Origin of the sequence: Nonomuraea sp. JJY05 (assembly GCF_043496855.1) — a bacterium.
Classification (GTDB): domain Bacteria; phylum Actinomycetota; class Actinomycetes; order Streptosporangiales; family Streptosporangiaceae; genus Nonomuraea.
The window spans coordinates 1-20,891 of record NZ_JBIEIS010000025.1 but is presented as its reverse complement, the minus strand read 5'-3'; the positions used below and the strand labels follow the sequence as shown (position 1 = coordinate 20,891).

The 20,891-nt window shown below is 65.9% G+C and carries 21 protein-coding genes and 4 pseudogenes; 12 read left to right on the top strand and 13 right to left on the bottom strand.

What is annotated here, in order from left to right; translation table 11 throughout:
• The first annotated feature begins 118 nt into the window (after positions 1-118).
• Complete coding sequence (locus ACFKCF_RS34370) at positions 119-715, top strand: TetR/AcrR family transcriptional regulator (protein ID WP_394499443.1); 597 nt, start codon at positions 119-121, stop codon at positions 713-715.
• A 209-nt stretch (positions 716-924) separates the two neighbouring features.
• On the opposite strand, the pseudogene ACFKCF_RS34365 reads toward ACFKCF_RS34370, so the two are convergent.
• Positions 925-1,293, bottom strand: a pseudogene (locus ACFKCF_RS34365) (transposase); the annotation flags it as partial.
• Between the two features lie 155 nt (positions 1,294-1,448).
• Between ACFKCF_RS34365 and ACFKCF_RS34360 the strand changes: the two are divergent.
• The 5 genes from ACFKCF_RS34360 (at position 1,449) to ACFKCF_RS34340 (ending at position 5,037) form a co-directional block, all read left to right on the top strand.
• Positions 1,449-1,943, top strand: a complete 495-nt coding sequence (locus ACFKCF_RS34360) for a hypothetical protein (protein WP_394499442.1) — start codon at positions 1,449-1,451, stop codon at positions 1,941-1,943.
• A gap of 614 nt (positions 1,944-2,557) precedes the next feature.
• Positions 2,558-2,986, top strand: a complete 429-nt coding sequence (locus ACFKCF_RS34355) for a hypothetical protein (RefSeq protein WP_394499441.1) — start codon at positions 2,558-2,560, stop codon at positions 2,984-2,986.
• A 153-nt stretch (positions 2,987-3,139) separates the two neighbouring features.
• Positions 3,140-3,502 (top strand): hypothetical protein, encoded by a 363-nt coding sequence (locus tag ACFKCF_RS34350; RefSeq protein WP_394499440.1) that lies wholly within the window; start codon positions 3,140-3,142, stop codon positions 3,500-3,502.
• Positions 3,503-3,809: 307 nt separating this feature from the next.
• On the top strand, positions 3,810-4,637 hold the full coding sequence (locus ACFKCF_RS34345; RefSeq protein WP_394499439.1) for an NAD(P)-dependent oxidoreductase: 828 nt from the start codon (positions 3,810-3,812) through the stop codon (positions 4,635-4,637).
• 46 nt (positions 4,638-4,683) lie between these two features.
• Entirely contained in the window at positions 4,684-5,037 is a 354-nt protein-coding gene (locus ACFKCF_RS34340; RefSeq protein ID WP_394499438.1) for a winged helix-turn-helix transcriptional regulator, read from the top strand.
• Positions 5,038-5,942: 905 nt separating this feature from the next.
• Here the strand turns inward: ACFKCF_RS34340 and ACFKCF_RS34335 are convergent.
• Positions 5,943-6,944 (bottom strand): hypothetical protein, encoded by a 1,002-nt coding sequence (locus tag ACFKCF_RS34335; RefSeq protein WP_394499437.1) that lies wholly within the window; start codon positions 6,942-6,944, stop codon positions 5,943-5,945.
• Between the two features lie 209 nt (positions 6,945-7,153).
• Between ACFKCF_RS34335 and ACFKCF_RS34330 the strand changes: the two are divergent.
• Positions 7,154-7,569: pseudogene (locus ACFKCF_RS34330) on the top strand (transposase family protein); the annotation flags it as partial.
• The gene (locus ACFKCF_RS34325) at positions 7,566-7,958 is read left to right on the top strand and encodes a hypothetical protein (RefSeq protein WP_394499436.1); all 393 of its coding nucleotides are present in this window, start codon (positions 7,566-7,568) and stop codon (positions 7,956-7,958) included. The pseudogene ACFKCF_RS34330 and the gene ACFKCF_RS34325, both read left to right, overlap by 4 nt.
• A gap of 163 nt (positions 7,959-8,121) precedes the next feature.
• On the opposite strand, the gene ACFKCF_RS34320 is transcribed toward ACFKCF_RS34325, so the two are convergent.
• Entirely contained in the window at positions 8,122-8,757 is a 636-nt protein-coding gene (locus ACFKCF_RS34320; RefSeq protein WP_394499435.1) for a TetR/AcrR family transcriptional regulator, read from the bottom strand.
• 131 nt (positions 8,758-8,888) lie between these two features.
• Between ACFKCF_RS34320 and ACFKCF_RS34315 the strand changes: the two are divergent.
• Both ACFKCF_RS34315 and ACFKCF_RS34310 read left to right on the top strand, forming a co-directional pair.
• Positions 8,889-9,176: pseudogene (locus tag ACFKCF_RS34315) on the top strand (NADPH-dependent FMN reductase).
• Positions 9,177-9,548: 372 nt separating this feature from the next.
• The gene (locus tag ACFKCF_RS34310; protein WP_394499434.1) at positions 9,549-10,685 is read left to right on the top strand and encodes a serine hydrolase domain-containing protein; all 1,137 of its coding nucleotides are present in this window, start codon (positions 9,549-9,551) and stop codon (positions 10,683-10,685) included.
• Positions 10,686-10,954: 269 nt separating this feature from the next.
• Here ACFKCF_RS34310 and ACFKCF_RS34305 read toward each other — a convergent pair whose 3' ends face one another.
• The 3 genes from ACFKCF_RS34305 to ACFKCF_RS34295 form a co-directional block, all read right to left on the bottom strand.
• Positions 10,955-11,452, bottom strand: coding sequence for a peptidase inhibitor family I36 protein (locus ACFKCF_RS34305; RefSeq protein WP_394499433.1), 498 nt, complete (start codon positions 11,450-11,452; stop codon positions 10,955-10,957).
• 256 nt (positions 11,453-11,708) lie between these two features.
• Positions 11,709-11,831 carry a hypothetical protein gene (locus ACFKCF_RS34300; protein ID WP_394499432.1) on the bottom strand — a complete coding sequence of 41 codons (123 nt, stop codon included), beginning with the start codon at positions 11,829-11,831 and terminating at the stop codon, positions 11,709-11,711.
• A gap of 6 nt (positions 11,832-11,837) precedes the next feature.
• Positions 11,838-11,996, bottom strand: coding sequence for a hypothetical protein (locus ACFKCF_RS34295; protein ID WP_394499431.1), 159 nt, complete (start codon positions 11,994-11,996; stop codon positions 11,838-11,840).
• Positions 11,997-12,387: 391 nt separating this feature from the next.
• On the opposite strand from ACFKCF_RS34295, the gene ACFKCF_RS34290 reads away from it, so the two are divergent.
• Both ACFKCF_RS34290 and cas3 read left to right on the top strand, forming a co-directional pair.
• On the top strand, positions 12,388-12,864 hold the full coding sequence (locus ACFKCF_RS34290; RefSeq protein ID WP_394499430.1) for a hypothetical protein: 477 nt from the start codon (positions 12,388-12,390) through the stop codon (positions 12,862-12,864).
• A 914-nt stretch (positions 12,865-13,778) separates the two neighbouring features.
• Positions 13,779-15,521 (top strand): annotated as a pseudogene (cas3, locus tag ACFKCF_RS34285) (CRISPR-associated helicase Cas3'); the annotation flags it as partial.
• Between the two features lie 125 nt (positions 15,522-15,646).
• On the opposite strand, the gene ACFKCF_RS34280 reads toward cas3, so the two are convergent.
• The 7 genes from ACFKCF_RS34280 to ACFKCF_RS34250 all read right to left on the bottom strand — a co-directional run bounded on the left by ACFKCF_RS34280 (position 15,647) and on the right by ACFKCF_RS34250 (position 20,650).
• Positions 15,647-16,132 carry a hypothetical protein gene (locus ACFKCF_RS34280; protein WP_394499429.1) on the bottom strand — a complete coding sequence of 162 codons (486 nt, stop codon included), beginning with the start codon at positions 16,130-16,132 and terminating at the stop codon, positions 15,647-15,649.
• A gap of 597 nt (positions 16,133-16,729) precedes the next feature.
• Positions 16,730-16,975, bottom strand: a complete 246-nt coding sequence (locus ACFKCF_RS34275; RefSeq protein WP_364842903.1) for a Vps62-related protein — start codon at positions 16,973-16,975, stop codon at positions 16,730-16,732.
• A gap of 290 nt (positions 16,976-17,265) precedes the next feature.
• Positions 17,266-18,099 carry a DUF1206 domain-containing protein gene (locus ACFKCF_RS34270; protein ID WP_394499428.1) on the bottom strand — a complete coding sequence of 278 codons (834 nt, stop codon included), beginning with the start codon at positions 18,097-18,099 and terminating at the stop codon, positions 17,266-17,268.
• 42 nt (positions 18,100-18,141) lie between these two features.
• Entirely contained in the window at positions 18,142-18,927 is a 786-nt protein-coding gene (locus tag ACFKCF_RS34265; RefSeq protein WP_364842898.1) for a SigB/SigF/SigG family RNA polymerase sigma factor, read from the bottom strand.
• Positions 18,928-19,053: 126 nt separating this feature from the next.
• On the bottom strand, positions 19,054-19,536 hold the full coding sequence (locus tag ACFKCF_RS34260) for a hypothetical protein (RefSeq protein WP_364842895.1): 483 nt from the start codon (positions 19,534-19,536) through the stop codon (positions 19,054-19,056).
• A 6-nt stretch (positions 19,537-19,542) separates the two neighbouring features.
• Positions 19,543-20,142, bottom strand: coding sequence for a hypothetical protein (locus tag ACFKCF_RS34255; RefSeq protein ID WP_364842892.1), 600 nt, complete (start codon positions 20,140-20,142; stop codon positions 19,543-19,545).
• Between the two features lie 199 nt (positions 20,143-20,341).
• Positions 20,342-20,650, bottom strand: a complete 309-nt coding sequence (locus ACFKCF_RS34250; protein WP_364842889.1) for a hypothetical protein — start codon at positions 20,648-20,650, stop codon at positions 20,342-20,344.
• Positions 20,651-20,891: the final 241 nt, after the last annotated feature.

The following is a 20,891-nucleotide window of genomic DNA, read 5'->3' as shown; positions in this document are numbered from 1 at the left end:
CGCTCAGCTTGGTGGCCAGGACTCTGCTCTGGCATCATGAGCAATCGGAACCTCGTTCCGACAACGATAAGGAACACAGTTCCGTTTTGGCAAGCTCGACAGTGGAGGAAGCGGCACGGTGAACGACCGCGACGAGGGTGGCGCAGAGCGCGCGGCCCCGCGCAAGCGGGCCGACGCCCGGCGCAACGAGAGGACTCTGCTCGACGCCGCGGCGGCGGTCTTCGTCACCTCGGGCGTCGAAGCGCCGGTGCGCGACATCGCGGCCAGGGCGGGAGTCGGGGTGGCCACGATCTACCGCCACTTTCCCACGCGGGCGGACCTCATCATCGCCGTCTACCGGCACCAGGTCGAGGCCTGCGCAGAGGCCGCCCCAACCCTGCTGGCGAGCGGCGTGACCCCGCACGCCGCGCTGAGACGCTGGATCAACCTGTTCGTCGACTTCCTGGTCACCAAGCACGGACTGGCCGCGGTGCTGCAGTCGGACGACGCCGGCTTCGACACGCTGCACGCCTACTTCCTCGACCGCCTCGTACCCGCGTGCGCCCAGCTCCTCGAAGCCGCGGCCGCCGCCGGGGAGATCCGCTCCGACGTGGATGCTTACGAGCTCATGCGGGGCGTCGGAAACCTCTGCATCGGGGCCGACAACGACCCGCGCTACGACGCCCGCCGCCTGGTCGAACTCCTCATCGCAGGACTACGCCTGCCGCACCTCTAAGGTTGGCGGAGCGGACGACGTTCACGCGCCTGCCCCACGGACCAGGCTCGGCGGAGCGGGCGACGTTCACGCGCCGTCCGCACCGCCAGGGTCGGCGGAGCGGACGGCGTCCACCGCACACCTTGGCTTCGTACGACGACGCCGAGGACCGCTTCACGCTTGGCCGGCGCTTCGGCGATGTCGCGGATCAACGTTCCGAATCCCACCAGCGTGGTGGCGCAGGCGAGAAACACGCCGATCTGGCAGATTTCGATCCGGCCCGCAATGCCGCTGCACCCCGGCCGAACCAACGCCTTTCTTGACGAACCCGGTCTCATGCACGATCAGCACGCCGTCGGGGCCGAGCCGGTCGACGATGAGCTCGCGGAGGTCATCGCGGACCGCATCGACATCCCAGCGGACAGTACGCAGCAGCCGCTGCAGGACCTGCGGCCCGGTCAGCCCGGCGCGTTCGGCCAGATTCCAGACATTCATGTGGTCGAGGTCGGCAACAGCCCACCCGCGTAAGCACCGGCGGCGCGACGTGGCTCGATACGGCCGAACCGGCCGGCGATCCGGGCCAGCAGCTCGTTGATCAGGCGGTGGCCGTTGCCATGTGACCTCAATGCCTCAAGATCGCGAAGTGCCACTGGAGTACAAGGGCTAATTTGGACGATCCCACCCATGGCCCGCTAACGCACTCCCACTCAGGCGTAAAACCTCCATTAATTAACACAAAGGGCGTGTCGAGCCGGTGCTCGCCGACCCTCAGCCGGTCATCGACATCGTCGATGACATCGTTCCCAACACCAGCGTGCTTTCGAACCTGCTCCCGAACACGAACGTGTCGCCCTCATTGGTGTGCATTCCCACGGCGAGCAACATAAACTCCGTCAAGGGCAACAGAAACCAGACGAGCAACAGCCAGACCAATAACTGCACCCAGAGCGCGCAGACGACAACGCCGCCCTCGAACGGAGGCCTTGCGGGCTACCAAGCAATAGAGGGAACTCCTTTCACCGTCGCCCCGCGCACCATCGAAAACCGGATCCTGACCTGCCCGGCCGGGAAGGTGGTCCTCAGCGGAGGCTATGCCCTCGATGCTTCCTTCCGCGCAGCTCAGCCGGACAGCGTCTCTCAAGTCACTAATAGGCGACTGTCAGACACCACTTGGGAAATCGGCGTTTACAATGGGACGGACCAGAACATAACAGTTCACCCTGAAATCATCTGTGCTACTGCCCCATAGTCTGTGCACGTACGTGGACGCTTGAGTGACAGGCTCCAGCCACGGCCTTCCGGTCTGTCCGTAGTCCCACCCGCCCGGGAAACCGGCTGGCCCTGGGACGACGGGCAGGCGAAAGGCCGGCCTCCAGTTCAGCTCCCCACCTGAAGGAACACGCGTCGGCACCGTCCCGCCCCAGAACGCCCCGCCGGCAGCGTCTCATCAAGGAACGCGGTCGGTCGCACAGGCCGAACCTGAGGAAGCCCTGCGCGACCCCGAGAGGCGGTCCCACCCAGCCGTGCCGACGAGGGTTGAACGTGGCCCTCGACGTCGATGGGCGGTGTCGGGACCGAACCAGCGACAAGCACCCGACTTGGGGTCCCCCTGTTCAGAGGCCACTTGTGATGCATGTGCCGGCACGGCGAAGACCACCCCAGACCTCCAGAGGAATGGTGACGGAGCAGAGCGCCAGCACGTAAGATCATCCTGTGCGAGTCGATCCTTCACTTTCTCGGGCCAGATCCAAGGTCTCTATTTTCTTGAGTTATCCGAAACCCTGCAACTCAAAACAAGAGGAATTTATCGGAGCTCTCTGCGGCTACTTGGACGACCGTGGATTCGCTCCTCGCACGCTGGGCGTGACCGACTACGACACGGACGCCCCCCTGAAAGCCATCCGCCGTTTATTGCTCGAATCGAACGGCCTGATAACAATTGCCTTCCGTCGCACATACATCGAGCGGGCCATCGGGAACCACATGACCGACTTGACGGACCGCTCTCCGTACGACATCACAGATCAGTGGCTGACCAGCCCCTGGTCGCACATTGAACCCGCAATGGCCTTCCAGCTGGGCCTCCCGATCCTGATCCTACGAGAACGCGGCGTGATCGCCGACGGCATACTCGAAAAAGGGGTTCTGGGCCTGTACATGCCCGAGTTCGATGCCGATATGCCAACGAGCCAATATTTTCAGTCTCCGGAGTGGCGCGACCTCATCTGGAAGTGGGAGGGGCAGGCTCGCCAAGTGGTCGAGACCAAAGGGAATCCACCGAAGCTCTATTAGCTCATTAGCACTCCAGCCGTAGATCGTGATCTTGACGCTGGAGTCGGGTGAGAACGCGTACGGCCACTGCCTGATTCATCGTGTTTTTGTGAGGAAAAAGAAGATCGAACAGTGGTCGCGAGCCATGGCGTAGCGCCTGGCCGGTGGAGCGTGATGATGGACGAACTGCCGGCCGGGATCGCCGGCCGGTTCGCCCGCATCGAACCTCGACGGCGGGCGGCGGCGTTCGTGGCCGGACTGCTGGCCGAACACGCCGGAGACCTGACCCCCGCGCTGGAAGCCGGCCAGATCAGCCACGTCATGGCGGTGGCGTCCAACCATCGCATCCCCACCGCGGCCGGAACCCGGCGCGCCGACGAGATCGCCGCTCGCCTACCGAAGACCGCCGGGCGGCGACTGCCGGCCGGGGCAGCGGCCAAGGGGCAGCGCTACTACGACTGGGCGCTCATCACCATCGCCAACAGCCGAGCCGGGCCGCCGCTGGGTGCTGATCCGCCACCACCACCGCACCGGTAAGCGGGTGCGCCCGGTGTGGTGCCACTGCTGGTCTTGGTCAAGGTGGCCGGCACCCGGTGGCGCATCGAGGAGTCGTTCCAGACCGGCAAGGGCCCTTCCTGGCCATGGTGGCCGCCCGAGAGTGCGGCGACCACCAGTCCGAGCCCGCCTGGTGCCGATGACCTTGCCGGAAGTCCAGCGCCTGTTCACGCGTCTGATCGGCGCGCCCCTCCGCAGCATTGCGTTCGTCGAGCACTAACCACCAGGTAACCACGCACTTCGAAGTGCGTTCTTGTAGCACGTGCCGACCCGAGTGAACAGTGTTCCCATGAACATGCGGCATGAACGAATCAGCATCCTCGGTCTGGGAGCCATGGGAAGCGCGCTCGCGAGCGCGCTCCTCGAAGCCGGTCGCGAGGTGACGGTCTGGAACCGTACGCCCGGGAAAGCGGGCAAACTCGTTGCGCGCGGTGCGCGGGAGGCGTCCAGCGTGGAAGAGGCGATCGGGGCGGGTGACCTTACGGTTACTTGCCTGCTGGACGACGCCAGCGTCCGTGAGGCGCTCGCACCGGCCATGCGGAAGCTGGCCGGGGGGATGCTCGTCAACCTCACCAGCGGCTCTGTACGGCAGGCGCGCGAGCTCGCGGGATGGCTCGAGGGGTACGGGGTGCGCTTCCTCGCGGGCGGGATCATGGCCGTGCCTCCGACGGTGGGTAGCGAGGGAGCCTTCATCCTCTACAGCGGTGCGCGTGACGTGTTCGACCGTGTCGCCCCTGTGCTCGGCCCCATTGGTCGTCCTCATTGGGTGGGCGAGGACCCAGGGTTCGCGGCGCTGTATGACATGGCCGCGCTCAGCGGCATGTACGGCATGAGCGCCGGGGCGGACCACGCTGTGGCATTGATCCACGCGGAAGGCGGCGACGTGGAGACGTTCAAGCGTGAGGTGCTCCAGCCGTGGATGGAGCAGATGCTTCCGATCACGGTCGCCGGCGCCGACGTGAGCGAATCCGTCCCCGACGAGTACAACCCCGCGATGCAGGCGACCGGCCTGGAGAACATCCTCTCCGCTTCCGCGGAGGCGGGTGTGCCCGCGGATCTGGCCGGACACCTGCGCGCCTCGCTGTGGCGGATGCAGCGCGCCATCACCGCCGGCTGAGCCCGTACCAGGGCACCCAGGAGTCGGGCGGGGCGGCCCGGCTATCATGAGGCGGGTGCGCAACCCGCCCTACATCTGTGCCCTCGACGCCGCGATGGACGTCGTCGGAGGCAAGTGGAAGGCGCTGATCCTCTGGGCGCTGGACGAGCGGCTTCATCGATTCGGTGAGTTGCGCCGCAGCCTCCCTGGCGTCAGTGAGAAGGTGCTCGCCCAGCAACTACGCGAGCTCGAGGCGGACGGGATCGTCCGGCGGACCGTGTTCGAGGAGACACCGCCCCGAGTCGAATACGAGCTGACAGACGAAGGTAGTGCGCTCTACGCGGCGCTGGGCGCCCTGGGGGAATGGGGCGTCCGTCGCATGCACAAGCTCGATATCGTCCCCACCCACGGCAAGGAATAAGCCGAGGCGAGAAGGGCCGGCTTGTTAGCGATGTCGAGGGCATCTCATCGAGGATGAGGAAGCCGCCGCGGTTCGATGCGGGCGAATCGGCGGCGATCCTAACCATCAGTTCGTCTATCGTCACGCTCCACCGGCCCGCTCACGATCTACGGCGGAGTATTAGCGGGTTCTCCCTGACACGTCACTCCGACCGGCGGCAGATCAACCGCGTCCCGACTCAACTCGCGTACGTTCACCCCGTCCATCCCGTCTGCCGCCGACCCACTGCGGCGCGACGGTGCGGTTGACCGGCTCGCCCGCACTTGTGCCGCCATGTCCCGCATCGTCGCGGCAGGGCCATCGGCGTTCGTGGGAACTCCGGCCCCAAGGCTCTTGCGGAGGTTCCCTTGCCTATGGCCCTGCGCGGACCCGCACCCTTTGCCTGTGCCACTCGTAGCTGAAGGCCGGGCTAATCTGCATGATCATGACCTGCGATAACTCACGTGCAACGGCGTTTGAACCACGAGTGTGACGAGTCCCGAGAAAGCGGGTGAATGTCACGTAGCCGTCATCGGCTCGTGGGCCTCGGGATTCAGGTAAGCAGAATTCGCAACAAGCCCGAGGGGACATAGCCATGAACAGCAACAAAAGCGTGGTCCGCCTGAGCACATGGATGGCATACGGCGACATCATAGAGAGAGCGGATATATCAATGGTATGTACCGATCGGCCGGTGGACCCGACTGGGCCCCTCCCCACCTGCGATTCAGGAAGCAAGCCACTGCGGCAACACTCCTGTTGAATGCTCGACGCACGCTTCATCTGGCGTTCGCTGCCCGAAACGGCACCCGGCGAGAGTCCTCTCTCAGCCGCTACCACGATCCGCAGAGCCATGCAAAGGAGTAGTAATCGCGGAAGCGATCGGATCACCGGCGGTCTCGACCAGGCTTGAAGACGCGCGACCGCTTGGGCGACATAAGAATTATGACCCATCCTCTCTCCATGAGCACCTTATGCAAGGAGTCATCTTCTCCGGAGGATCTCTCATCTGTCCCGATAGCTGTCTCGGCGGCTATACCCCTGGAAGGGACCACGGGCTTCTTGCTGCCGAGCTGGACGAACACTGCTATTGCAGTCAGAAGAAGCCAGGCTGTGGCCAAGAAGGCCACCAGCGCCCATCTGGGAGCGACGAAGTCGGACGGATGCATGCTGAGGAAACCGAAGCAGAATAGCGAGACCACGGTCAGGACAAGTGTCACGACGGGAACCAGTGACCGATGCCTGTGGGCCCAAGCGGTACGCCAGTTCGTCGCCTTGACCATAATCAAACAGATCGCCATGACGCCGACCAGGACAAGACCCACCGCTTGCACCGTAGATGATTCGGGGCAGGCGACGAGTGGCTCCTGGCCGGATGAGCCAAAGCGGATGAGCTCCGAATCCTGGGATCCCATCACAAGGAAGAGCAGTCCGCAGACGGGAATTATCACGACGCTGACCCAGCGGGCCAACTCTGCTATAGACGCACATTCTGGCTGCATCTCGAGAAGTAGACCTAGCGCGTGAAACAACATAGAGATGGCAAGAGTGAAGGTCAGCCCCGCAACGAGTTCGCCACCTGCCGTGCGCCCATCTGCCGCTCGGGTGCCCGCGAGGACGGAATACTGAATCATCGAGAATATCAGGGAAAACAGGGTTGCAAATAATGTCGCCAATGCGTCCGGGTTCTGGCGAGGCGCACGCGCATCCTTCTCTTTGACCCCAAGCAGCAGTACTAATGCGGCGAAACACAAGCCGGCCATGGCTCCGGCAGCCTGTGAATAGTAGCCGGAAGTGATGGGGATTTGGAAGGCATCACGAAGGGGGCACGGCTCTACTGAAGGGGTAGACCTCAACAAAAGGTACCATTCGCCCATCACGTCTTTCACCCTTCCCTCCATTCTCGATCATCTCACGTAGACCCGGATCACAAGGAGAGAAAGACGTGAAGAGTGCCAGTGACCCTTTTCATTCTCCGGCAGCGGATGCTGTTCACGACATGATCGCGGAAGTGTTCGCCTGATGGCGTATCAGAGCCCCCGGTAAACGGGTTGTCGACCAAGATCAACCGCCAGCCCAGAGGCTCCGAGTTGCATGAAACGTCCAGGTCCTGGCCAATCCTGACGGCACACCCCTGTGGACCTCCGACTCCTTGCCGGCTCGGTGCAAGACCTCAAAGCCGCCCGGATCCGGGGCATCCTGCTCCGCCTGCAGACCGCCGACCTGGTCACTCTGGCTGATAAGGGCTACGTCGGCGCCGGTGAGCACGTGCGCGCGCCCTACAAGGCCCGCAACAAGCCCGCCTCGCACAAGGCCGCCAACGCCGCCCACGCCAAGCTCCGCGGACCCGGCAAGCGCGCCCACGCACGACTGAAAACCTGGCACATCCTGCGCAAACTCCGATGCCGCCCGCTTCTCGCAGGTCAGCTCATCAAAGCGATCCTCGTTCTTCAGTCCACGAAGCGGGATGAAAACGTTCAGTGGCGTCATCCCACCTTTATGATCTCGCGGTGAAGATCTGGACGGAGCGCCCTTCCAAGACCGACGTCGAAGCGGTCGTTTGCCGCTACTTCAGCCTCCTCCGAGCTGGGAAGATCTCTGAGGCCGAACAACTCGTCGATCACTCATCGGTCCGGCATGTGCTCAAGTCGCTATGGACCGGCTCGGTTGGAGCGAGCGCCGATGCGGACAAGGCGAGTTGCTGCCTTGCTGCCGATGAGTGGGAGCAGGACCTGTCTTGGCTCTGCGAACTCGACCTCGGAGGCTTCAGCTGGGGCCACACTGGCAGCCATCTCTACGTCGAGGTCACCTACCGCGCGCAGATGATCGAGGTGTCATTGGGCTTTTGGGTCAAGCCCACCGACGCTGGCTGGGTTGTCGCGGGACCGTCCACCCTCTGGTAGGACACACGAAAGAGCGGCCCTCGACGCCGTGGCAGCCAAACACACCCAGCCGCTGGCATGACGCCAAGGTTACTTTCTGCGCGACTCTTTCGGCAACGTGTGGTGGATTCAGAGCCACATCGAGGAAGTGACGCCCGAGGAGGTGGAGCGGTGCTCGGGGACCCTACTCCGGTGGCTTTGCCCGGTAATAGGTCAGGAACATGTCGACGCCCGTGGTGATGAGCTGTTCGGTGAAGTCGGCGTCGAGGCGGTCGCCGTAGGCACTGTGCACGACGTGCGGGTAGAGCACCAGCGCGTAGAACTGGGTGAGCGCCAGGGGCATGTCCGGGATGTCGAGGTCGTCCCGCTTGCTCAGCGCCTCGCCGAGGGGTCCGGAGAAGCGGTCGGGCCCCTGCTCGCGCCACGCGCGTCCGAGCTCGGGGAAGCGCTGAACCTGAGCTGCGATCAAAGTGCGCAGGGCCTGGACGTCGGCGCGGGTCATGCCCTCCACCCAGGAGCGCGCCGTACGCAGCAGGAGGTCACGGATGTCACCGCCGTCGCGCAGGTGCTCGCTCATGGCCCGGAAGGACCGGCCGAGCGCCTGCTCCAGAGCGTCGCCGATCACTTCGAGGAACAGCTCTTCCTTGCTGCGGAAGTGGTTGTAGACGGTCACCTTGGACACGTTCGCCTCGGCGGCGATCCGGTCCATCCCTGAGCCAAATCCCTGGCCCACGAACACCGTGCGCGCGGCCCGGATGATGGCCGCCCGCTTGCGCGCGGCGCGTTCCCCGGTCGGGATGCGCCTGGGAGTCTCGTTCACCGTTCTCATGCTACCCACCTCCTGAACTGAACAGTTGAGTTCATATGAACTGATCCGTATAGTTCAGTTCGTCGCCCAGGACCTGGCCGACCTCCCCCGGGGAGGCCCCTGAACAAGAGAGCGATTCACCGATGAGCGAACTCAAGATCCTCGGCATCTCGGGAAGCCTGCGTGCCGACTCGCACAACACCGCCCTGTTTCGTGCCGCCCAGCAGGTGGCGCCCGGCGGCCTGTCGGTGGAGATCTACGATGAGTTGCGCGACATTCCCCCGTACGACCTGGGCTTCGACCACCCTGGGCGGCGGCCGGCAGTCGTCCATAACCTGCGGTAGCGCATCACCGCCGCCGACGGGATGCTGATCGCCACCCCCGAGTACAACTACTCCATCCTCGGCGTCCTGAAGACCGCCCTCGACTGAGCCGGAGCCGACTGGGCCCAGAGCGAGAGCCTGCCGCTGCTGCGCAAGCCCGTGGCCGTCATCGGCGCCGCCCCCACCAACTTCGGGTCGGCACGGGCCAACTCGCCCCGCGCCAGGTGGTGCGGACCGAGTCTGACGTCGTCAAGCCCGAGCTCATCGTCTTCCGTGCCCACGAGCGTTTCGACGAGGCGGCAACCTCGCCGAGGTGGCCACCATCGACCTCCTGCGGGACGTGCTGGACGCGCTCGCCGCCAAGGCCCGCGCCGCCAGGCAGCCGCAGCTGTCGAACGCCTGATCCGTCCGCCCACGGCCCCTGGCCCGCAGCCGCACAGCGCGGGTCAAGGGCCACCAACCGCGAAGGAAGTGAACGCCATGCCTGTGCAGGGCACCGTAGCCGAAGGTTTCGAGAACGTACGAGACGCCTTCGCCGAGGTCGTGGCCGCCGAGCCCGGCCTGAGCGCACAGCTCGCCGTGCATGTGCGCGGACGGCGGGTCGTGGACGTGTGGGCAGGAGACGGCGTGTCCGGCGACTCCTTGCTCGCGCTGTATTCATCGGGCAAGGGCGCCGCGCACCTGGTGGTCGCGCTGCTGGTCCAGGACGGGATTCTGGACCTGGACCGCCCGGTGGCCCACTACTGGCCGCAGTTCGCCGCCGAGGGCAAGGGCGAGCTCCCACTCCGGGAGCTGGTCGGCCATCGGGCCGGAGTGATCGGCGTGGATGGCGGGATGAGCCCGGACGAGCTGGCCGACGACCGGCTGCTGGCCCAGCGGCTGGCGGGCCGGCGTCCGTACTGGCGGCCGGGCAGCGCCTACGGCTACCACGCCCTGACCATCGGCGCGCTCACCGGCGAGGTGGTGCGCAGAGCGAGCGGCGCCTCGCTCCAGCAGGTGTACGAGCAGCGCGTACGGGCCCCGTACGGACTCGACTTCTACCTTGGCCTGCCCGAGCACGCGGAGGCGCGATACCTGCCGGTGCAACCCTTGATGCCCGAGCAGCAGGCCATCGCCGACCGGCACGCCCCCGCGCCCGACAGCCTGATGGGCGTCGCCTTCAACCTCAACGCCACTCCGCCCACCGACCTGGTCGCCTACGCCAACACGCGTGCCGTGCGGGCGCGGGGCCCCGCCTCGGGCGGCAGCGTGGGCAGTGCGCGCGGCCTGGCCACGCTCTACGCGGCGGCGATCTCCGAGGTCGGCGGACGGCCACCGCTGCTGAACCCGGGGACCCTGTCCGAGTTCACCAAGCCGCACGCGATCGGCACCGACCTCGTCACCGGCGAACCCGACCACTTCCTGCTCGGCTTCGAGGCCCAGGCCATGCGCTACCCGGAACTCGGTGCCGACGCCTTCGGCCACAGCGGTGCGGTCGGCGCGCAGTCCTTCGCCGACCCTTCCAGTGGGGTCGCCTACAGCTACACCCGGCGTCGTTTCTCCTTCGGCGGGGGCGGCGGCGCGCCGGAGAACCGGCGTCTGGTGGCAGCGGTCATGCGCGCCGCCCGACAACACTGACGCCGGACGATCGATGCCCGTAGCGCCATGAGCCCGACCTACGACGCGTTGGCGATCGCGTCGCCCGGGGTGCTCTCCCCGGGCGACCGGCCATCTACCGGCCGCCGGCCTTCCTGAGCGCGTCGCCGAGCGCCTCGGTGCTGATCGCACCGACGATCAGGTCGCCGTTGTCGAAATCGGACAGGTTCAGCTCGGGCTCGGTTGCCGCGTCCGATCAAGCTACCGGCATCACGGCTATCAACTCGCGAACCACCCTCTGATCTGGTTGATCAGGCGCAGATCTTCACCGCGTCAGTCATGTTGTCCGCCGACTGGGGCATGTCGCCCTTCGCACCGTCGGGCACGCTCACGAGTAGCTGCCATTCGGCACCCGTCCAGTTGTACAGTGCGACGCTCTTGCCGGTCCGGTTCTGATACGAGGTCAGCCGGTCCCCCAAGCCGGCGCTCCCGATGTCATGCATGCCGCAGGTGGCGTCCTTTTGAACGATCATGGTGTCCTCACCTTGAGCGCCATCCCATGCGCAGAACAGTCCACCGGGGCAGCTCCACCCCGCCGCACCGTTGGTCGGCTTGGATGATTGCTTGGAGGAGTTGTGGCCACTCTTGGGGTTGCCTGCTGAGGCGGAGTGGCTACCGCCGTCCTGGCAGACCCCGACTGCCCGGCATACCGGTTCGCCCCACAGCGGTGAGGTCACGAGGGCCGTGATCAGGCCGATGACGGCGACCACTATGGGTACCAGCGAGCTGCTGCTTTCTCTCCCTGTCATGCAGACTCTCCTCGTTTGGGGGGTTGTGGCCTGGTGAGGGCATGGCGTGTTACTGGATGGTGCTGGTGCATCGGGGGTCCTCGTTCCGGATGCGTGGTCTGGTGATCTACCGCGCAAGTGAAGGCCGTCTTGGCCGTGGCACCGGTGAAGACGGGATTGTCGGTGCCGAAAACCCCGGATGAGGTGCTTCAGCCGCCAGCCGGTGGCACCGACGCCCGGCGCGGTGCCCCATCTCGTGGGTGATGATGTGGGCGCATCACCAGCGGTCCGGCGGCGCCGAGCCTCCCGTGGGGCCGTCGATGCGCATGCCCCGTGCCATGACCCTGAGGTCGTCGATCGCCGCGAGGCCGGGCATCCGCATCTCAGGCAGATCTCCCACGATGATCTACACCCAGCGATCGGCCACGCCCTTGAACGCCGCCTTCTGCGTCTCCGACAGTCCGCCCAGGAACTCGACCTTGACGAGGACGGGTGATTCCGTAGCTGAGAGCATCTTCGCCCGGGTGACGTCGGCGATTGCCCTGCATGTCTCGTTGGTGGCCACGGGCCACTCCCTCCGTTACCTGCTCCATGAAGGTAAACCGGCAACGATCTGCGCGCCTGAGTAACCCCATACTCAATTCGGCCGGTGGGAGGAGACGCCGCGAAGGGCGGCGGAGGACTGCGGGCGTTCACCTGAAGAGGTCGACCTCGTCCGCGATCCGGACAAGGACATCCCACCGTGGATCGCCGTGTGGCGCTAGGTGCGCGAAGGAGTCGACACCAAACCAAGGGCTCAGGCCGCTTCCTTGCGCTGCCGGCGTGCCCTCTGGAGAACATCGCCCGCCATAGCGGGACGGCTGTCACCGAAGCCGTCCACCGTAAGCGGATCCGCCCCGCACCCCTGCAAGGAGCTGCGGCGATGGACACCCTCTTCGCCCGTCGGTCACCCACCCATGCGAAAGGATGCCGCCCTGGCGTTGAAAGAGCGCGCCGAACAGCAGGCTGCCGACAAGGAGGCCGCGGGCGATGCGTGGGTGGGCAACGAGCTCGTTGTCACGACCAAGCACGGCACGCCGTACGAACCCCGCAACTGCAACCGGCACTTCCACGCCGCCTGCCAGCAGGCTGGCGTGCGGCTGATCAAGGTGCATGACACGCGCCGCACGTGCGCTTCGCTTCTCGTCGCGCTGGAGGTGCACCCTCATGTCGCGATGCAGATCCTCCGGCGCAGCGAGATCGCCGTAACGATGGAGATCTCCGACAAAGGCGACAAGGAACGCTCTCAGACGCCTTGGAGACAGTCTCGACCGATAGGGACTGCTGCACTTTGCTGCTGCACAAAGATCAAAAGGGCCACTCCCTGTGTTGGGATGTGGCCCTTGATCATGGTGGGCGATACTGGGATCGAACCAGTGACCTCTTCGGTGTGAAGGAACATCGGGGCATCTGGAGATGTCGATCTGAGTCGATCGCGGGGCTTCTCACCTCGCCAAATTCTCCGAGGAGGACGCGGATGATCCGAGGAAGTCACAAGGTGTTGGCTCCCAAAATTGGCTCCCCGCGGCTCCTTCTCAGTAAGAGGGTGGTCGTCATGTCTACAAGATCAATAAGTGCTCCAATCCAGGACAAGACCCGCAGCACATCGACCACACCGTCAGGACGGTCCGCCACCGACTGGACCGGCTCTCGGCCGCTCACCGAGAAAGATGGACGCTGCTCCTCCGGTAAGCAACCAGCACGACCTTGATCATTATGTCCTGCTGGAGAATTCGACCACACCACCCAGTGGGACATCGACTCCAGTGTGATCAAGGTTGCGACCCTCGGTCGCCCCGGAAGGCGACCGCCACGGCATCCGAGCAGGTATTATGCCGTTCTCGGCGCCGCCACGAAGACTTGCGAATTCACAATCAAGGAACATCTAGGGCGATATCCCCTTAGTGACCTACCGCGTGTCGCGTGAGCACTAAGGTTCCGGCACCCCCTTACTTGGGTGATTCCTACGGGAGCTGAACTGTAGGAGACAACGCCGACAGTTTCGCCGCGTTCCGCCAAATCGGCGCTAACAACATCAATTGCTGCAGTTTCACCGTCTCCCGTACGTCCTCGGCTGCGGGACCTACATGCCGGCCACGAAAGTGCTTCCATCCCCTAGATGCCGAGTATAGATATCGGACAGGATAAATTCGGCTTTGTGGCAAGGTAAGCGGCAGGCCTGGGTACGCGCCATCGGCGTCGCTTCGGGCGGCTTCACCGTGATCACGCACCTTGGCGTTCGCCATCATATTGAGTTCCATGCAGGCGAGAGGCTAATTGTCGGTAGCCCCTTGTACGGTTTCGGGCCATGAAGACAATTAGCCCCGCCCAGCGGGAATCAGATCCCGACGAATGTCCGTTATGGGCACATAGCCGTGCCAACGGGACTGAGCGCAGGCACCTTCTTGAGGATCATCTTCGGTCGGTGGCCTGGTGGGCGGGGCAGTTCGCCGAGGCGTTTGGCGCTGACCAGCTTGCTCGTTGGCTGGGGCTGACGCATGACTTCGGGAAGGCTGCCGATATTTGGCAGCGGAGACTGCTTGAGGTGGAAGGCACCGATGATCCTGTGGGGATCGATCACCGAGCAGCGGGGACTCGGTTCCTGGTAGACCAGCTTGGGTTCGACGTGTTCGCTCTACCGGTCTATGGCCATCATGGCGGGTTGGATCATCCGAGCGCGATGGCGAACTTCCTGGCGTCTCCTCCGCTGGATGCCGTGCATGAAGAGCAAGCGCTCCAGCGCCTGCGGGCTCGTCTTCCTGAACTGGCTACGCCGTTGGCTCCGATCTGGCCGCCGTGCGCCTCTGATGCGCTAGGTGCTGAGCTGTTGACTCGGATGTTGTTCAGCGCCTTGGTCGACGCGGACCACTTGGATACCCAGGTTCATTTCGGTAAGCGACGCGAGCATGTTGCCGCCCCAGTGGCTGCGGCTCAACTGCTGGATCGGTTCGAGGCTGGGAGGAAGGCCAAGCTGAGCGATCGACGCGATCGGACACCGAGTCCGGTTGATCCGTTGCGAGGTGAGGTGTACGACGCGTGCATCGCCGCGGCGTCGCTTGAGCCGGGGTTCTTCAAGCTGGCCGCGCCTACCGGCCTCGGCAAGACGATCTCCAGTGCGGGGTTTGCGCTGCACCACGCGGTTGCGCACGGGTTGCGTCGAGTGGTGGTGGCGGTGCCGTTCATCTCGATCACCGAGCAGAATGCGAAGGAATATCGTGGCCTCCTGCGCTCAACCCCACAAGATTCGGTGGTGTTGGAGCATCACAGCAGCGTCGCGCTGGATGGTCCCGGCAGCCGGTGGCAGCGACTGGCGGCCGAGAACTGGGATGCGCCGTTCATCGTGACCACGACGGTGCAGTTGCTGCACTCGCTGCATGATCGGCGGCCGTGGGCGATGCGCAAGCTGCACCGGCTGGCCCGGTCGGTCATCGTGCTGGATGAGATCCAAGCGCTGCCGGTGCACCTGCTGATCCCGATCTTGGCGATGTTGCGTCAGTTGGTGGAACACTTCAAGGTCACCGTGGTGCTGGCCTCGGCGACCCAGCCGGAGTTTTGGGACCTACCGCCGCTGCACGAGGTCCAAGCAGAGGAGATCCTGCCGAATCCTGCCGACCTGCAGCGGCGCCTGCGCGCGATACGGCCGATGCGTTACCGGTGGGAGGCGAGTCCCCGCCCATCGCTGAAGCAAGTGGCCGCCATGGTGGCCGCAGAGCCGACCAGGCAGGTGCTTACCGTGGTGAACACCGTCGATCACGCCCGCACTGTGTATGGCCTGCTGAACCAGGAGCGGTCGGGGACGGTACGGCATCTCTCCACCCGAATGTGCCCCGCGCATCGCCGCGATGTGCTCGCCGACGTCGAGGCGACCCTGAAGCGAAAGCCGGCCGAGCCGCTGTATCTGGTGTCCACCCAGTTGATCGAGGCGGGCGTCGATCTGGACTTCCCGGTCGTTTACCGGGCGATGTCGCCTGCGGAATCGATTCTGCAGGCCGCTGGTCGGTCCAACCGGGAAGGACGACGGCCCGAGGGTGGTCTCGTAGTGATCTTCGATCCGGTTGAGCAGGCCATGCCGGCCAGTTACGGGCTGCCGGTCGCCGAGACCCGCCGCCGATTTGGCCCCGCCAAGCAGACCGAACCAGACGACCTCCAAACGCTGGCGGACTACTTCCATGGCTACTATGCCACCCTGCCGGATAAAGCCATGGGCTCCGAACTGCTGACCGCTCGCGCCTCCTGGGACTTCCCGACGGTAGCCAGAGACTTTCGGATGATCGACGACGACAGCATCCCGGGGCGGACGGGCAGGTAGATGCCGAGCGTCACGGACAGCAGCAGCCAGATGCTCACGGTGGCGTTCGCCAGCAGGACCAGCGCCCACAACACGGCGAGGTGGACGAAGCAGCGGCGGATGCGCTCGTGCGCCATGACGGCCTGGGGCAGCTGGACGTATTCGCCGATCAGTTTGCCGACCAGCGGACGGCGCAGCCATATCGAGGCCAGGAACACCATGCTCAAGCTGATGGTGCCCAGCTCGGCTTGCAGGAAGTAGACGACGGCGCTGCCGCTCCAGGCGGTGTAGAACAGCGCGAGCGGGATGATGACCGCCTCCAGCAGGCGGGGTATAGCCTGCCTGGCCAGCGACATCAGGCTGGGGAAGGCCACCAGCGCCGAGCCCGCTGCACCGGCTCGGCGAGACCGGCTACGGAAAGGGGGACGAGCTGGTGCCGGCGCCGGCCTGGATGGTGGCCACGATGTCCCCCAAAGACCCGAAGAGGCCTTGGTCGGGGTGTGCTGCGAGCAGCCGGGCGCGCGAGCATCCATCGCGGCTCACCGCCTCAGGCCGGCAGCCGGACACCTCTCAGTCAACGCCCGTCGCCGCCGTGCGGCTATGGGCGAAGTCAGCAAGGCTCATCGTCGCCGCCGATCACCAACACCCGCCCGGCGGCAGCCACGGGGATTGAGCGCCGGTCAGCGCGAGGGCTGCCGCGGTTGGTCTCCAGCGCCCGCCCGACCTGGGTGCCGTCGGCGCCCGGCAACGCCGGCGAGGGGCGGCATGACGGGCCACGGCCCTGGCAGCGGCGGCAGCCGCAAGATCTGCGTCTCCCCGTTCATCGCCGGGGAGGGCGTGCCCGGTACGTAGGTGACGAAGCTGCCCGGCGCGATCACCGCTTTGGCCTGGCCGTCGGCGTGCTCGTCCCGCGCCGGGGCGCTGATCTGGGCCATGCTCGCCTGGAACGCGGCGCCGCTGCCTTTGGTATGCTAGATGATCATGGTGGTGGAGCCGGGCGTGATCAGGTCGGTGCGTACGCACACCACCTGGCTCGGGCCGGGCTTGTCGAAGCCGGCGACGCACACGTCGCCCAGCGGTGAGTACCCGCTGGACGGTACTGGCCGCCAGATGCTGCCGCTGGTCGCCGAACCGGTCTCGGTCGAGTCGTAGATCCACCGGTCGTCGACCGGGTCGGCCAGCGCGGCGGGCCGGTCCGCCGCCTGGCGCACGCACACGGCCACCACCTCGCCGTTGGGGTCGTCGTAGGAGGGGCACCCGAGGCTGCCCAGCGCATGGAAGCCTCGCGGCGGTAGCGGATGCCAGAACCCGCCGTCGCGATGAGCCCCGCTGTTCTCATCGCTCCACCGGAGGTGAACGTCGTGGTGAACGCCACTTCCACATCGCCCAGAACCATCGCCATCGTGGACCCGCCTGCGCCGAGATAGCCGAACCCCAACGTCACACCCGAGAAAGTTCCTGACAACCCTGCCGGCTGGCGTCGGGCATGCCCGCGAGGTGAGGTCGTCTAGCCGGGTTCGGTCTTGCGCCAGCGGGCCTCGAAGCAGGAGTAACACCCGAAGGTGACCAGGCCGAGTGCGACGGCGACCGGCAGCCAGGGGCCCAGAGGCGTTAGCGTGAACTTGCGCAGCGCCCCGTCCAGGCCCTGCGCTTTTTCAGAGTCGAAGGTGGTGGCGGTGATGACGAGGAACACGCCGAGGACGGCGAACACGCTGCCACGCGCGAAGATGCCGACGAACCCCAAGACCTTGACGATCCCGCGGGTGCGCGCGCCCATGTGCGTCATGTGCAGGTTGTCGGTGAACTTCCGGCGGACGGCTTCCACGATCATGTTGATGCCCACCGCCACGATGCCGAGGCCGATGAGCAGGACCAGACATCGGCCGCCCGGATAGCTCATCAGCGTGGCGGTGGCGTCCTTGGACTGGATGTTGCCTGAGCGCCGTCTTCCGACGCCGAGAAGGAGGACGACGATGGCGATGCACAGCGCGATGTAGACGATGGCGCGCCCCAGAGACGCCAGCCGCTTGACGGCCGTTCTGCCGTTCGGGCGGGCCTGCCCGTAGGCCACCTCGGCCAGCCGCCACAACGCCAGCCCGGCGAAACCGGTGGCGACCAGCCACAAGGCGATGAACCCGCCGGGGTAGGCGACAACGGCATGCATCGCCCCTGAGGCGTCAGCAGTCTCACCGCCGACGCCCATGCCGATCTGTACCGCCAGTACGCCGATGAGCAGGTAGTTGACACCGCAGGCCACGAACCCCGCCCGGGCCAGCCACTCCAGCCAGCGGCTTGAGGCCGCCTGGCGGCCCGCGGACTTGGCCCCGCTCTTCACCGTCATCACAGCCTCCAGATGCGATCAGTCGGTCGGTTAGCCGGTCGGTTAGTCGGTCAGTGCTCTTCGCAGCCGGCCCAGGACGTTGCGCAGGATGCGGGAGACGTGCATCTGGGAGATTCCGATCTCGGCGGCGATTTCGGCCTGGGTGTGGTTGCCGTAGAAGCGCAGCAGCAGGATGTGCTTCTCGCGCGCGGGCAGGGCGTCGATGAGGGGCTTGACGGACTGCGTGCCGATGATGGTGTCCAGTGCTTCGTCGGTGCAGGGCAGGACGTCGGCCAGGCTGACGCGGTGGCCGCCGCCGCGGCTGTCGCGGTTGTCGAGGGGGGCGTCCAGTGATAGGGCGGTGTAGGCGGCCGAGGCGTCCATCGTCAGCAGGACGTCTTCCTGCGGCAGGCCCATCTCGGCCGCCAGTTCGGCGACGGTCGGCGAGCGGCCCAGGGCCTGGCTGAGGTCGGCGGACAGCCGGATCAGCTGCGAGCGGCGTTCCTGGTGGACGCGGGGAACCCGGATGGCCCACGCGCGGTCCCGGAAATGCCGTTTGACCTCACCCGCCATGGTGACGGCCGCATAGCGGCGAAAGTCGTGGCCGAGGCCGGCGTCGAACCGGTTGATGGCCTTGATCATGCCGACGTAGGCGGCCTGCAGGAGGTCTTCCATGGGTTCGCCCCGGTTGCGGTAGCGGCGCGCGAGGGACTTGGCCATCCAGGCGTGGGTTTCCACCAGCCGCTCGCGCAGCCGGACCTTATACGACTCTGGGGTCTGCGCCCGGGCCATTTCGCTCAGAAGCTCTTCGGCGGTCATCTGCTCCAGGGGGATGTCCAGGACGGCCATCTATTCTTTCCTTTGCGTCCGGTGCCGTGCAGCCGCCCACCGGCCAGCCGGTGGGCAAGGGCGGCCAAGCCGGCGGCACGTGCAGGACCACCGGCCTCAGCATTCCTCCCGCCGGCATGGCGGGGATTAGCGGCTCACCCGCTCGTCGGCGAGTGGCAGCAGCCGGTGCATGACATCGCGGTAGGAGCGCAAAGCCGTCCTCAGCTGCTCGGTGTCGCGGTCGCCGGTGTTCTTCCAGAGGTCCTGCAACTCACGGATGCGGCTTTCCAGCGCCTGGTGGACCGAGGCCGTCACCTCCTCCAGGAGCGAGTCTGCGCGTTGCACCGCATCGCGGGGGTCGTCGACGAAGGACGCCTGGAGGTCGTGCCAGCGGTCCCGGACATCGGCCGGGTCGCTGCCGAGCAGAGACACCGCCGGTGCCGGCGATGCGGATGCGGGTGGTGGCTGGGCCGCCTGATCGAAGACGACCTGCCCAGACGGCGTCGCCGGCTGGGCGTCGTCGTTGTTGTTGTCGTCGTGTGTATCGACGGGTCCGGGCCGGGGTGATGGCGCCTCGGCGAATTCGTCGAGGCGCTCATCGAGGCGTTCGGGGTCGTTGCGGATGTCCATGTCGCGTCACCTTTGCTGGGAGTCGTCGGTGAGTGCTGGTTCCTTCTCGCCGGCTGCGGCCGGTTGAGGGTGGTGCTCGTCGCCGCTGTCGAGGAGTTCCTCGAACAGGACGCGGTAGTGCACCATGGCCTGGCGCAGGTCCTCGGTGGAGGCCTCGCCTGGGGCGGCGCGCCTGCTGATCTCGTGGGCTTGGCGGTAGTGGTGCAGGGTACGGCCGTGCACCACCGACAGGTCCGCCAGCTGCTGCTCGAAGTCTTCGGTGGGATATCCGCGCTCGGCCATGACGGTGGTGACCAGTTCGTCGGCCTCGGTGACGGCAGGACCCGGCGCGTCGACGAACCGCTCCTGGAGCTTGGCCCACTGCTGGGCGTAGGTCTGCTGGGAGGCGGGGGTGAGCGGCGTGATGTCGAGGGTGGCGACCCGCTTCTCCCGAGCTCGCAGCTCCTGCTCGGCCTCTCCGCGACTGTCTTGTTCGTTCAGGGCGTGTTCGTATTCGGGGCCGAAGCGCCGGCGAAGGCCTTGCCGGCGCTGGCGCAGCAAGACGTAGCCGACGGCCAGCGCCAGGACCACCGCCACGGTGACGGCTATCCAAATCATCGTGGACATGTCTGCCTCCTGCGAATGTCGCTGCCTTCGCGCACGCCCCCGCAAGGAGGGGCCAAAGGCAGCGGGTTGACATAGGTTGATGACCTTCAGCGGCACGCCGATATATCGGTGTGCCGACTGGTCCTGACTGTCAATCGGGGCCATACCGCGCGGCTGCAGATTAGATGCGGTCCCCGGCACGGTCTTGGCGCTTCCCATTTCACCGGCGCCGATCGTCCGGGGCCCGGCGGGTACCCTGCCTGCCGTCGTAGTCAGCAGGGTCTACCAGGGTGGGCGGCAGCCGGTCGTCGATGCGGTCGTCGATGACGTCCTGGCGGCTGCGGACCGTCGACTGGCTCCAGCGTGACCTGGTGCGCAGCAGCAGAGGCAGCAGCAGCCCGACGCCGCCGCCGAGCATCAGGATGACACCCACGATGCGCAGGTCGACGCCGCCCACCGAACCGTCCGCCAAGGCGAAGGTGAGGACGGCGCCGACGACGATGACCGCGATGGCTGCGGCGATGGGCATCACGCATCGCCTCTGCCGCGGCAGGGGCGTGAGCTCTGGGGTGGGTTGCGGGGCGTGCTGGGCGGGTTCATCGGCGGCCGGCCCAGCGGCTCGAACGCCGGCTCGAACGTCGGCCGGCGATCAGGTTGTAGGCGAGCAGCAGGAGTCCCGCGCCGACGATGGCGCAGACCCAGGTGGACAGGTTGAAGAAGCCCTGGATGCCGGAGACGTGGAACACCTCGGTGGCCACGAAGCCGCCCAG